14 protein-coding genes and 3 pseudogenes are annotated in these 12,585 nt (G+C 38.6%); 5 read left to right on the plus strand and 12 right to left on the minus strand.

Going from position 1 to position 12,585, the window contains the following annotated elements; genetic code table 11:
• The first annotated feature begins 154 nt into the window (after positions 1 to 154).
• On the plus strand, positions 155 to 1,066 hold the full coding sequence (locus AB5916_RS08915) for a radical SAM protein (RefSeq protein ID WP_368190392.1): 912 nt from the start codon (positions 155 to 157) through the stop codon (positions 1,064 to 1,066).
• A 268-nt stretch (positions 1,067 to 1,334) separates the two neighbouring features.
• On the opposite strand, the pseudogene AB5916_RS08920 reads toward AB5916_RS08915, so the two are convergent.
• The 11 genes and pseudogenes from AB5916_RS08920 to AB5916_RS08970 form a co-directional block, all read right to left on the minus strand.
• Positions 1,335 to 2,773, minus strand: a pseudogene (locus AB5916_RS08920) (TrkH family potassium uptake protein).
• Positions 2,774 to 2,788: 15 nt separating this feature from the next.
• Entirely contained in the window at positions 2,789 to 4,147 is a 1,359-nt protein-coding gene (trkA, locus tag AB5916_RS08925; RefSeq protein WP_158421554.1) for a Trk system potassium transporter TrkA, read from the minus strand.
• Between the two features lie 210 nt (positions 4,148 to 4,357).
• Positions 4,358 to 4,883: pseudogene (locus AB5916_RS08930) on the minus strand (manganese catalase family protein).
• Positions 4,840 to 6,408 carry a recombinase family protein gene (locus AB5916_RS08935; protein WP_368190394.1) on the minus strand — a complete coding sequence of 523 codons (1,569 nt, stop codon included), beginning with the start codon at positions 6,406 to 6,408 and terminating at the stop codon, positions 4,840 to 4,842. The pseudogene AB5916_RS08930 and the gene AB5916_RS08935 overlap by 44 nt, the downstream one beginning before the upstream one ends.
• A gap of 176 nt (positions 6,409 to 6,584) precedes the next feature.
• On the minus strand, positions 6,585 to 7,598 hold the full coding sequence (locus tag AB5916_RS08940) for an Abi family protein (protein WP_368190396.1): 1,014 nt from the start codon (positions 7,596 to 7,598) through the stop codon (positions 6,585 to 6,587).
• A 110-nt stretch (positions 7,599 to 7,708) separates the two neighbouring features.
• On the minus strand, positions 7,709 to 8,107 hold the full coding sequence (locus tag AB5916_RS08945) for a hypothetical protein (protein WP_368190397.1): 399 nt from the start codon (positions 8,105 to 8,107) through the stop codon (positions 7,709 to 7,711).
• A 109-nt stretch (positions 8,108 to 8,216) separates the two neighbouring features.
• Complete coding sequence (locus AB5916_RS08950) at positions 8,217 to 8,777, minus strand: Uma2 family endonuclease (protein WP_368190399.1); 561 nt, start codon at positions 8,775 to 8,777, stop codon at positions 8,217 to 8,219.
• Positions 8,777 to 9,679: a restriction endonuclease gene (locus AB5916_RS08955; RefSeq protein WP_368190531.1), complete on the minus strand. Its 903-nt coding sequence runs from the start codon at positions 9,677 to 9,679 to the stop codon at positions 8,777 to 8,779. The genes AB5916_RS08950 and AB5916_RS08955 overlap by 1 nt, the downstream gene beginning before the upstream one ends.
• A gap of 146 nt (positions 9,680 to 9,825) precedes the next feature.
• Positions 9,826 to 10,023, minus strand: a pseudogene (locus AB5916_RS08960) (DNA translocase FtsK); the annotation flags it as partial.
• A 169-nt stretch (positions 10,024 to 10,192) separates the two neighbouring features.
• Entirely contained in the window at positions 10,193 to 10,612 is a 420-nt protein-coding gene (locus AB5916_RS08965; protein ID WP_368190400.1) for an ImmA/IrrE family metallo-endopeptidase, read from the minus strand.
• A 5-nt stretch (positions 10,613 to 10,617) separates the two neighbouring features.
• Positions 10,618 to 11,037 carry a helix-turn-helix domain-containing protein gene (locus AB5916_RS08970; protein ID WP_368190401.1) on the minus strand — a complete coding sequence of 140 codons (420 nt, stop codon included), beginning with the start codon at positions 11,035 to 11,037 and terminating at the stop codon, positions 10,618 to 10,620.
• A 231-nt stretch (positions 11,038 to 11,268) separates the two neighbouring features.
• Between AB5916_RS08970 and AB5916_RS08975 the strand changes: the two genes are divergently transcribed.
• Together AB5916_RS08975 and AB5916_RS08980 are read left to right on the plus strand one after the other, a co-directional pair.
• Positions 11,269 to 11,457 carry a helix-turn-helix domain-containing protein gene (locus tag AB5916_RS08975; RefSeq protein ID WP_368190402.1) on the plus strand — a complete coding sequence of 63 codons (189 nt, stop codon included), beginning with the start codon at positions 11,269 to 11,271 and terminating at the stop codon, positions 11,455 to 11,457.
• A 19-nt stretch (positions 11,458 to 11,476) separates the two neighbouring features.
• The gene (locus tag AB5916_RS08980; protein WP_368190404.1) at positions 11,477 to 11,704 is read left to right on the plus strand and encodes a hypothetical protein; all 228 of its coding nucleotides are present in this window, start codon (positions 11,477 to 11,479) and stop codon (positions 11,702 to 11,704) included.
• Positions 11,705 to 11,733: 29 nt separating this feature from the next.
• On the opposite strand, the gene AB5916_RS08985 is transcribed toward AB5916_RS08980, so the two are convergent.
• Positions 11,734 to 12,054 carry a hypothetical protein gene (locus AB5916_RS08985; RefSeq protein WP_368190406.1) on the minus strand — a complete coding sequence of 107 codons (321 nt, stop codon included), beginning with the start codon at positions 12,052 to 12,054 and terminating at the stop codon, positions 11,734 to 11,736.
• Positions 12,055 to 12,210: 156 nt separating this feature from the next.
• On the opposite strand from AB5916_RS08985, the gene AB5916_RS08990 reads away from it, so the two are divergent.
• Positions 12,211 to 12,366, plus strand: coding sequence for a hypothetical protein (locus AB5916_RS08990; protein WP_368190407.1), 156 nt, complete (start codon positions 12,211 to 12,213; stop codon positions 12,364 to 12,366).
• Positions 12,329 to 12,559: a hypothetical protein gene (locus tag AB5916_RS08995; RefSeq protein WP_368190409.1), complete on the plus strand. Its 231-nt coding sequence runs from the start codon at positions 12,329 to 12,331 to the stop codon at positions 12,557 to 12,559. Before AB5916_RS08990 ends, AB5916_RS08995 begins: the two co-directional genes overlap by 38 nt.
• Positions 12,560 to 12,585 lie beyond the last annotated feature (26 nt).

Genomic DNA, 12,585 nt, shown 5'->3' on the forward strand with positions numbered 1-12,585 from the left:
CCAAAGGATGTCAGCATGTATGTGGTTTTGAAGGTACAAAAGCATTTGAGCAGTGGACTTGGTTCATTGCTTTTTTTGTATATAAAAATTAATTAGTTTGTAATTGTTTAGTACCCTCACCTGTTACTTCTGTTTAATAAAGAAAGAGGAAAATATGGTAGAAGACAGAATCAAAACATTGACGTCATGCAGGTTGTGCCCAAGGAAGTGTGGCGTGGATCGTATACATGGGAAAAACGGATATTGTGGGATGGATGGTCAAGTGAGAGTGGCCAGGGCTGCTTTGCATATGTGGGAAGAGCCTTGTATTTCAGGAAAGAAAGGTTCTGGAGCAGTATTTTTCACTGGTTGCGGACTGCGATGTTGTTTTTGCCAGAATCATAACATTGCTATTGGAAAAAGTGGAAAAATAATTACAGTAAATCGTTTAGCTGATATTTTTCTGGAACTGGAACAAAAAGGTGCAGCAAATATCAATCTTGTAACAGCCACGCAATATGTTCCGCAGGTCATAGAGGCATTGGAAAAAGCCAGGGATAAGGGATTTCATTTGCCAGTAGTATATAATTCCAGCGGATATGAAAGTATTTCTACAATAAGAAGTCTGGAAGGGTATGTGGATGTATATCTGCCGGACTTTAAGTATGCAGAGGAAGAACTTGCAGCAGATTATTCCAATGCACCAGAATATCCAACAACAGCTAAGCTGGCATTAAAAGAGATGGTAAGACAGACTGGTGACTGCGTGTTTGACAGAGATGGGTATATGATCCGGGGTACAATGGTCAGGCATTTAATATTGCCAGGGCATACAAAAAATGCCATAAAAGTGGTGGAGTATCTGAAAAAAACATATGGAGATCATATATTTATCAGTATTATGAATCAATATACACCCGTGTTCAAACAGGAAAAATATAAAGAGTTGAATCGAAAAGTAACTGTAAGAGAATATGAAAAAGTATTAAATGCTGCGTTGGAATTGGGAATAAGTAATGGATTCTTTCAGGAAGGTGATACAGCAAAAGAAAGCTTTATTCCAGATTTTGATTATGAAGGGGTATAATAAAAAAAGATCTTATAAATGGAAGGAGGCCGGTACTTTCGTACCGGCGCGTATGAAAAAGAAAAATATTAAATTAAGAAAGACATAATGCTTTCTACGAATATCAATATACATTAAAGATATGTCTATATAATGACGCTAATATGAACAAAATATGAATAATTAGAATTTTTTAAAACCATGAAAAAATTTTTTTATCACATCACCATCGTAGTCATTCTTTCTGAGTATTGTCATTTGGTAGATTTCTGCACGTAGTACAAGCTAATCAGAATTTTTTCCAGGTATCTTTTTTAAAGAGAATAAGAAGAGGGAAAATCTCAAGTCTTCCTGCTAACATATCAAAAATAAGTACACATTTGGAAAAATGGGAAAACAATCCAAAGTTCTGCGTTGGCCAACCATTTCCAGGCCTGGACCGATATTATTAAAGGTTGCTGCCACTGCAGTAAAATTCGTAGTCAGATCAAAATTATCTATGCTGATCAGCAAAACAGATAATCCAAAAACTAACACATAGACGAAAAGAAAAATATTGGTAGTTCGTACCACTTCATGAGGGATTGCTTTTCCGTCCATTTTGACCTTTTTGACTGCATTGGGATGTAGACAAAGGGTTAATTCTTTACGGGCAGTTTTACACAATATGATAAGTCGGGATACCTTGAAGCCACCACCGGTACTTCCTGCACAGGCACCGATAAACATAAGTAAAACCAAAATAGTTTTCGACAGGGCAGGCCATTGATTGAAATCAGTAGTGCCATATCCGGTTGTGGTTATAATTGAACCCACTTGGAAAGCTGACTGTTGAAATGCAGTGCCTATGTTCTGGAACAGATGTTTTGTGTTCAGGGCAATTATAATAGTAGAAAATGCAATGATCCCTAGATAATATCTTACTTCTTCGTGTTTGAAAGCCTGCGTAAATTTGCGTGTGAGGAGTAAGAAATACACATTAAAGTTAATACCAAACAGGATCATGAAAATGGTAACAATCACCTGGATGTAAGTACTATAGCCAGCTATACTGCTGTTTTTTATGCCAAAACCTCCTGTACCTGCAGTTCCAAAGGTAATACATAAGGTATCAAATAATGGCATTTTACCAATCAGTAAAAGAAGAATCTGTAACAGTGTCATGCCAAGGTAAATAGTATAAAGGATTTTGGCAGTAGACTGTACTTTGGGAACCAGACGGTTTACGGAAGGACCAGGGCTTTCCGCTTTCATAAGGTTCATATGATATCCTCCGGTTAAAGGGAGCAGGCATAGTATAAATACAAGTACGCCCATGCCACCGATCCAGTGTGTAAAACTTCTCCAGAAAAGCATACAATGGGATAAAGCTTCCACATCAGAAAGAATACTGGATCCTGTTGTTGTAAAGCCGGAAACTGTTTCAAACAATGCATCTACAGGATCTGGAATGCTTCCACTTATAACAAAGGGAGCGGCACCTGCAATACTAAGAATCAGCCAGCTTAGAGCTACTGTAACAAAGCCTTCTTTTGCATGGAACACTCTATTTCCTGTCTTTTTTATAGTAAGCAAGAAACCAATGATCAGACAGATGACCATTGTGATCAGAAATGCAAATCCGGACTGCTCTTGATAGATCAGTGCTGTGATGCAGGGAAGCAGCATAAAAACGGCCTCCAGCTTCAGAATAGAACCGATAATGTAAGCAATGATTGAATAATTCATAACAGCTGTACTCCTTTACCGATCCAGGATGTCACTGATATCGCAGAGACCTTTATTAGTTGTTACAATGATTACAGTATCACCAATCTGGATCGTATCTTGACCTCTTGGAATACGAACCATGCCGTTTCGATGAAGACAGCCTACAAGAAGATTCTTTTTAAGATTCAGTTCAGACAGAGTCTTGCCTAAAACAGGACAATTTTCACGGATCACAAATTCCAGGGCTTCGGCTTTACCATCCAGAATATGATAAAGAGTTTCTACATTACTGCCAATGGAATTTCGCATAGCGCGAACATACTGTAGAATATGATCAGCTGTGATATATTTGGGATAGATCACACTGCCGATTTCGAGGGAATCTATTACATCATCAAATGCCAGACGGTTTACTTTTGCTACAAGCTTCCCATCAGAAATACTTTTAGCAAAAAGAGACAGAAATACATTTTCTTCATCAAAATTGGTAAGTGCTACAAAGGATTCCACATCAGCAAGTCCTTCTGACATAAGAAGTGGCTTTGATGTCCCGTCTCCATTGATGATCGTGGCATTGGGTAAAAGATCACTGAGTACTTCACAACGTTCTTTGTTCTGCTCAATAATTTTTACATTGATCTTCATAGAAAGTAGTGCTTTAGCCAAATAATAGGAAATTGTGCCACCACCTACAATGATAGTATTTTTTACCTGATGTGTTTTTAAACCAATCTTTTTGAAAAACATGGCTGCATTTTGAGGAGTTGCCAGTATGGATACCATGTCTCCATCATGAATCACATGATTACCTCCGGGAATGGCCATGCCTGAACGGCTTTCAATAGCACATATCAGGATATCACAGCGAAATGTATCAGCAAAACGTGAAATCTGCATTCCGTCCAGTCCAAATTCTGGAAGGACTTTGAATTTTAGAAGTTCTACGCGGCCACGTGCAAAGGTATCAATCTTGATGGCTGAAGGAAAGCGCAGCAGTCTGTAGATTTCCTGGGCTGCAGCTAATTCCGGATTAATGATCATGGTAACACCGAGACGTTCTTTAATGAAGCTGATCTCATCACTGTAGATAGGATTACGTACACGGGCAATGGTGTGGCAATGTCCGGTTTTCTGGGCAATTAGGCAACAAAGAAGATTCAGTTCATCAGAAGCCGTAACAGCGATAAGAAGATCGGCTGTTTCAATACCTGCTTCCATCAGGGTATTAATGCTGGCTCCATTACCAATCACATACAATGCATCAATATCATCAGATATTGAGTTGATCTTGTCAGCAGAAATATCGATCAGTGTTAGGTCTGTATCTTCTTCTTGTAATTGTTCAGCAAGGGTGCGTCCTACTTTGCCGCATCCAACAATAATGATTTGCATAATTCCTCCATATTTGTATCATGTAATATGATATTTTGAAAATACCCACTTTATTATATCACTGTTGCTGTGGTTTTGAAACCGTATTTTTATAAGTCGGGTAGTATATAACAGTATACTATAATTTTGAGAATGAGTGCATCAAAGCAAACAGCACCGCAGGTGCGATGCTGTTTAAAATAAGAATAAGATATGACGGAGTATCCTGATTTATGAATTGCATTCCTTACATGAAGCAGTACAAGGGTTGTCAAAACTTGGATTAAATGCATAGAAATTTTTTGCATCCAGGTTTTCTTGAATGGAACGAAGTGCTTCACCAAAACGCTGAAAATGCACTACTTCTCTTGCACGAAGAAACCGAATCGGATTTGCGATTTCAGGCGTGTTACCTACAACGCGAAGAATGTTGTCATATGTGGCGCGTGCTTTTTGTTCCGCTGCAAGGTCTTCAAAAAGATCGGTGATAGGATCTCCTTTACTTTGAAATTCGCAAGCATTAAAAGGGATTCCGCCAGCTGCTTGCGGCCATATGCCTACGGTATGATCAATATAATATGCTCCTAAACCGCACTTTTCGATTTCTTCCATAGTAAGATCTCGAGTGAGCTGATGAACGATGGTGGAGACCATTTCTAAATGGGCCAGTTCGTGCTCCCATATAGGTTATCAGTGGTTTGAAAAGCCCGTATTTACTGGATTTTCGGGTATAGATCCAGGGTAAAAGTGATTTCATTTCCCTTTCGGAAAGCATTTTTCGTATCTTTTGTGTATTCCACCCGGTCAATCAGCTCTTTCAGCACATCATTTTTTGTTTTTACATCCCAGTCCCAGTAATTGGACAACAGATTTTCACAATGAGGGATAAAAACATTTTTCTGGGCAAGGAGCTGCCTGTCATGTTCCAGTTCCTTTTCAAGATCCTCAATGCTCTGTGTACAATCTATTATCTGCTGTGCATTTCTTCCAGAGCGTTCCAGGAAAACATCCGGTGAGTATATACCCTGTTCCAGCAGATCATACTGTTTCAGCTTCTGGGCGTTCAGCCGTTCCAGTTCTTCCTGTTTGGCTGTGATCAGCGTTTCTTTAGCTGCTATTACATACGTACCGGAATCATCTTGCAGGGTATCGTTCAGCTTATACTTTTCCGTAAGCTGTGCAAGGGCTGCAACTACCGCCTTTTCTACCAGAGAAAGCTTGCTGCTGACTGTGCTGCAGGACGTATAAGGGCATAAAAGCGTATCTTCCTGTGCTCTTCCAGCGTATGGACGGCGTACCATAGCACGCCCGCACTTTTTACAGAAGATGATACCGGATAAGGGATTCTTAACAGTATTATGTATGGATACTGGTCTGGGTGGATTTTTTTTTCTTAAGGCAACGGCCTTCTGATAGAGATCCCAGGAGATCAGTGGCTGATGGCGTCCATCCACCAGGATGCAATCAGAGGATCGGGGGCGGCAGACGGTCACAGATCCGTTTTCTACCTTTCGCACAGTCTTACGGGCAAGCCAGCGGATCTTACCGGCATATACTGGATTCTGCAGGATACCGGATACACTGGCTACAGTCCAGTCACGCCCCTGTTGTGTCAGAATCCCCATTCCATTTAATTTCCGGACGATCTTAGACATCCCCAGCCGTTCCCCATCCGCACCATCCACATACCAGTGGAAGATCAGGCGGACAACATCAGCTTCCTGGGGGATTGGACGTAAGGAAAAGCCTTTTTCGTGTTCCAGCTTCACACGCTCATAGCCATAGGGTGGGCGATTTCCACAGTATTTCCCCTCTTTTACAGAAGAGATCCGTCCGGCATTCAGTCTGCGTTTGATGGTTTTGTATTCCCGTCTGCTCATGAAAAGCCCGAACTCGAAATACTCTTCATCAAATTCATTGTTGGGATCATACACCTTGGAAGGGGTGATGATCTTGGTATCAGAGTATTGGAATGCCCTGGACACAACACCCTGGTCAATGGTGTCACCTCTGGCCAGACGTTCCACTTCTACCACCAGGACACCATCCCACATACCGGATTCCACTTCGCGCAGGAGCTGCTGCATCACAGGTCTTGCGGAAATGGTTTCGCCGGAGACAACTTCTTTGTAGATGGCACCGATATGGCAGCCGCGCCTTTTGGCCAGATCCAGCAGGATCCGCTCATGTCTGGCAAGGGTTTCACCTTCGCCCCTGGCTTCAGCTTCCCGGTCTGCCCGGGATTTACGCAGGTAGATACAATCATTTTCGAGACTGTTCATTGCAATCACCTCACAGATAATTCAAATTATGTGAAAATGGGTACAAAAATAACAGGCACACAGACGTTCTGTCTTGTGCGACTGCCCCGAAGATGATACAATATTTTTGCTTATGGAGTATCTCTTCGGAGATCCTTATCCGCTCTGGTGCTGGTAACACTGGGGCGGTTTTTATTTTAATTAAATTTTTGAGCAATCAAATTGTCTAAGCGTTCGAATAAATTGTTCGGAAAATTGAAAATATCCAATATGCTCTGCTTATTAAAAAGAATAGATGAATAAGGAGAAAGCGTGTTATATAATTCTGTTTGAAAGTTGCTGATAAGGTATTTATCGGACAACATTACTATAAGAGCAAGTAGAACTGCAAAAGTATCATTTTGCCCCATTCGGTTATTATACTCTTCTTCCGAAATTATATTAAAGGTTAAGGCAAGGGTTTGGGCTTTGGGAAGCTGAGGTAAAGAGATCATACTAAATGTTCTATTGCCATGTGCAATTTTGTTTCTATATTCTTTTGTAAGCTCAAATGCTTTTCTCACAAATTCTTTTGACTGCTCATTAGAAAAAAGGCCGGGGGTAATGAACGAATCACATATAGCCTGTTTATCATCTGATTTTAAAATATTGTACCACTCTATTGTGAGACCGTATGGAATGCTAGTTGTCAAAATCCAAGGTGGAACATGATTCTTATCATTCAAATAGTGTTGCATAATTGGATTCTTGGTATCCCTAGAAATTCTTTCTTTTAAGCTTCTTAATACGTTGGTTCGCTTTCCTCCTGAAGTACTATAGTTCTTTTTATATAAATAATCATTATCTTGCAAACAGCGAAAATCTGATGGGTCAGTGTAAACACCGTATTTTTGGGCTACTAAATACGATAGCCGAGATTTTAAAGCTTTTTCCAAAAACAATATGTATTTAAAGATTATATTATTTAGCGCTGTATCTACAAGATGTAAAGTATACAATTCGTTAAAATTAGTGCCGGGAATAAAAGAATCAGAATTTGGAACTTGCAAAAAGGTGTTTTTATATCCGTTAATAATTCCATAATAAGAATAATTTTGAAGTACTTGAATAGCAAATTCTTTGTTTGGAATATCTATATGGCGTTCTTCCATAATGGATATAAGTTCATCATAGGTCTTGAATGGTTTATCAAAAATGATATTATTTTCCATAATAGAGAAAAAATCCCTCCTTCCGCATAACGGTAAGAGGGATTTTCGCTAGTCATCTCTACAACGACCATTTCTGTTGATCTCCATCTTACCATTATTATTTTGTTATGTCAAGCAAATTTAATAAAATCACCTACATGAACTTTTTTGTCGATATTTGGCATACGTTTTATCTCATCGTCATTGACAAACAAAGGCTCTCGCTCAGTATAAGTTTGTTCGAGCATTGGTGAAAGTGGAATGGCTAAATTTACTTTGTGCATTATTTTTTTATTTTTTCTACAAACAGAATAATTATCTTGAACGTCTATAACATCCAATGTATCTTTTATATATATAAAATCGCCCAGAGGTTTTTCGTCTAGTCCAACAAGAGGTTCGCCTATAGAATAGATTTGAACGATATCGCCCACAGAAAGTTTTGATTTTCCAACATCAACAATAATAGTATATTTGTCAGTAATTCTTATAACATGTCCGAGTAACGAGGTGTCATTTTTTTTCTTCATAATAGCTCCTTTCTAAACACTATTTATTCTTTGCCACCCTCAGCAAAATGTTCATATACATATTATTTGTACTATTTTGCCAAGCGATGATGGCACGTTCGATTATTTTTTAGTTGATTCCAAGATCCTGAAGCAGTTGTGAAATATTAATTTTAAGATCGCCATAAATTCCAACAGTAAGTGGCTGGTCAAAAGATACGATCATAGGCGCAGCATCTTCTTCATAACGGTATACGGTAGTCCGTTTCTTGTCGGGATCCACAATCCAGTATTCACGCACGCCAGCATCTGCATACAGTGCATTTTTCGTATTGTAATCCATCCGGCGGCTGCTGGGAGATACGATCTCAGCAATGAAATCCGGGGCACCATTAATTCCCTTATCTGTAACTTTGCCTTTATCGCAGATCACAGCCACATCAGGCTCCACATAAGTTTTATCATCAGCAAAAAGAGTGACCGCCAGCGGAGCATGCAAAACCTGGCACGCACCTTTCTTCCTGCGGATGTATTCCCGGATGGTTCCGGAGATCTCCATGGAAAGCGTCTGATGCAGGTAAGTAGGAGCACCCATCATATAGATCTGTCCATCAATCAATTCTGCCCGTTCGCCCTCTGGGAGCGAATAGATATCATCGATGGTATAAATGTGTTCTTTCGGTAGTGGCATTATAAAACTCCTTTCTGTTTATTTTGAGCTGTGCTGATTAGGGCTATTAATTTTTTTCTATCCCATAACAGCACTTTATTCGATTGAGCCAGTTCAATAGCACTTTTTGTAAAATATTGGTTAGTAAGTACGGCGACCACATGGCAATTATAAAAGGTTTTTCCGGCAAAGGCTTCTTGTACTGCTTTATTTCCGATATCTGAACTATAGCATTTACATTGTATACCATATTGTATGCCGTCTTTCTCTGCTAGTAAATCTATACCCTGGTCGCCACTGCCTTTTGTTGTTCTTAGATTTTGAAAACCATTTAATTGTAATATGTTTTTGCAAAAAAGCTCAAATTCTATTCCGCTCATAGAATCGAAATTATTCATATTAGTTTCAATTGTTGGCTGCTGTAAGAGTTTAAATTCCAAAGGTAGTTCTTCATGATAAAAGGCTACTAAATCTTCTATTTTTCCAAGAGAAAGGTTTTTTAAATCAAATTTGGAAAAGAAAATTATATACAGCCCCGCACGATTACAGTTTAGTAACAATGGAATTAGAAGATCAAGACTGCGAAAATCATTTTTTAGAAAAAAAATTTCATCTATGATACATACAATCTTGGGCATTTTTTCATTAGCGCATCTGTTAAATGCGTCCATATTTTTGGCCTTTTGTTCAAGAAGCAAGGTAGTTCTACTCTTCATTTCTGCAAAAAGCCACTCTAAAGCACTATAGGTTTTATCAATAGAATTTACGACAGGAATAAATAAATTTGGAATGCCATTGTATACCTCAAAACCTGATAAACCTAAGTCACAAAGTATAAGCTTTAAATCTTCTGGGGCATTTGTTTGTAATAAGTAGTTTATAAACCTGATTTGGTAATCTTGGGTGGAATGCGTAATTACAATGTTTTGTAAAAAAAAAGATTTTTTCCACTATTGGAGTAATCAAAATCTACACCAATAGATGAAAGATTTTTTATTTTATTTATATCACTAACATTGTCAGATGGTGATGCATAAGAAATAGTTTCTAATTCCACATTGCTTAAAAATTTTTCAAACTGATTCATTGACATGAGAACTTTTCGTGGTGCAGTACCTTTTTCGGCTCCTACTATTCCTGCATCAGTAAGTTGATCCATAATTTTTGCGGCACGACCGAATCCAATCTTGAACATCTTCTGAAGCATACCAATGGATGCTCTTTCTTTCTCAATGATCAGCTTTGCTGCTTCTGCAAAATAAGCATCAACTTTTAATATATTGGGGCATATTGGTTCAGAAATATCATGCTGGTTACTCGGGGAATGATATTCGGTTCCCTCTATTTGCTTCTGTAATTCCTCTATTTGTTGGTTTAACAAAATACTAGATTTATTCATTTTATTTCACCTGTCTGATTTCAGCTAAAATATCAAGTTAAATACGTAATTCAATTAATCGCTGATGATATCCAGTCAGCCTGGATATCTGCTCAACAGTAAAATCCTTGTATTCTTCCAAAAGAGAATCAGGAAGCAATAGGTCTATAGCAAAAGTATTTGCTTCCAGTTCAAATTTGTCCGTGTTGAATTGAGTACGGGTATCCATAAAAATGGCATTAGCTTTTTTATGTAAGAACATATGCCCCAATTCGTGAGCAAGGACAAAACGCTGTTCGTTTTCAGAAAGACGTTCATCCAAATAAATGATATTGTTTCTTTGAAAATATTGATAAAATCCATGTACACCTTCAAGAGGATAATATACAAGGATAACATTCATTCCTTTAATCATTTCAAATGGGTCACGAGTCCGATACTTTCGGACAATTTGCTCAACCCGTCTTTTTATACGCATAGGCATCAGTCCTTTTTATATTTCTTAGGCGTATATTTTTCCTTATTCTTTTTCTTAGCCATTTCCATACCGATCTGCATAGCTGCCAGTATAGAATCAACTGCTTCCGGAGAAGCAGGGTCACCGTCAAACATCAGCCCTTCCTGAGAGAGAAGCTGCTCTTTAGTATGTTCGAGAATCTTTTCAATATCTTTTTCATCTCGAGGAGTAAGCTCTGAAGTTTTTTCGTTAGTGTTTTTTCCAGTCATCAAAAAATCAATTGTTACGCCAAAATAATCGGCTATTTTTTGCAATGTTTTAGTAGTGGGCGTGCTACGTCCCGATTTCCAATTACTTAACGCTGTTTGTGTTACGCCTGCTTCTTTTGCAACCTTGTAAGGGGTAACACCATTTTTTTGTAGAAGCTGTTCAAATACTTCATACATAAATTGTGCTCCTTTCACAAAGATAGCATACTTTCATGAAAGTTAGTAAAATGACTTGACTACTAACGAGAAAAGATGTATTATGTACTTACGCAAACGAAAGCAAGCGTAAATAAAATACTTTCACATGTGATATGCTTTCTTTTATAGAATGTAGTGGTTTTGTAATTGAAAGTATATCACAGCACGAAAGTAAAAGCAAGACATATACTTTCAATGGGAGGTGTAAAATTGTACGAAAAATATAAAGCCTTATTAGACAAATCCAACAAAACGACTTATCAGGTATCAAAAGAAACTGGAATAAGTCAAACTGCGTTTTCAAATTGGAAGTCTAAAAGATCAGAGCCAGGGATTGAAAGCCTAAAAAAATTGTCCGACTATTTCAACGTGCCAATTGAGTATTTTCTGGAGAAGTGACTGAAAGGAGGGTAGAAAGATGAGTAAGATATTCGTACCACATGAGCTCAAGACGATTGAGGTAGACACAGAAAAGAAAATCTTTCGTATTAATGGAGAAGATTTTGGCGAAGGATGCACAGGATTCCTGATTAGTTGTGCACCGGGAGAATTCAAGATCAGGGTAGAAATAGACACAATAGTAGAATTCGCAAATTATTCTGGCAAAGGAAAATTGCAGGAACAGGGATCATATAAAAGGAATTGACCCTTGGTTTTCCAAGGGTCAAAAAAGAATTAGATAAAGATACTTGCAAGGTCAAATAATTTGGAAAGATCTTCAAAGAACTGATGAGGTTTATTTTGCATATAAGCAATGCCTGTTTCTGTAAGCTGAATATCTCCTAGAATATTTTCCTTTAGGTATTTGGCACTTTCTAATTCACGAACTGCATAATTAATGTCCGGTCGGAGCCACTTTTTAAAGGCAGTGATTTGATAGATTTCGCCATCTTCAAATTTAATAGAATCTGATTTAGTAAAGCCAACACTACGGCGCCGTTTACATTCACAATAAATGATTTTGAACGCCATTAAAGTTTCGTTTGATAATTCCATACATTTTCTCCTTTCATAATATTCAGGCATGGCGGTGCCTGTATTTACAGAATAGGAGGGCATATCAATAAAGTCAACAAGCATTGATCAGGATATTTATAAATGAAGTAACCCGGTACAACCATTATCCATACCATAAGTACAGGAGGTGATTGCATGGCTGTAGCACAGACAATTTCATTTGAAGGTGGTGGCAAGATCCACATCCATAATGATTCTACAAAGAATGAAAGTAAGGAGCAGTTCCAGGAACGTGTTGATACAGCTTATAAGTATGCAATTCGATTTTACAGACAGAAAGCTGCCGGATAAGGCAGCGGAAAGGAGACAAGCCATGAAGCAAATGACCAAAGACACCATCACGGCCGGTGTGATCGGCACACTGGCAACTTACCTGCCGTTCTGGCAGTGGGATGGAACCAGATGGATGGGCGCAATTGTGCTAGGGGTGGTTGCCTGGTGCGCCCTGGTGGCGATGGAACCAGAGCCTAAAAAAGGATCCTGAAGAGCTGGGAACTCAACAGGATCCGG

The sequence above is a fragment of the Blautia sp. 1033sp1_1033st1_G9_1033SCRN_220408 genome (genome assembly GCF_040929965.1).
Lineage (GTDB): Bacteria > Bacillota > Clostridia > Lachnospirales > Lachnospiraceae > Blautia_A > Blautia_A ammoniilytica.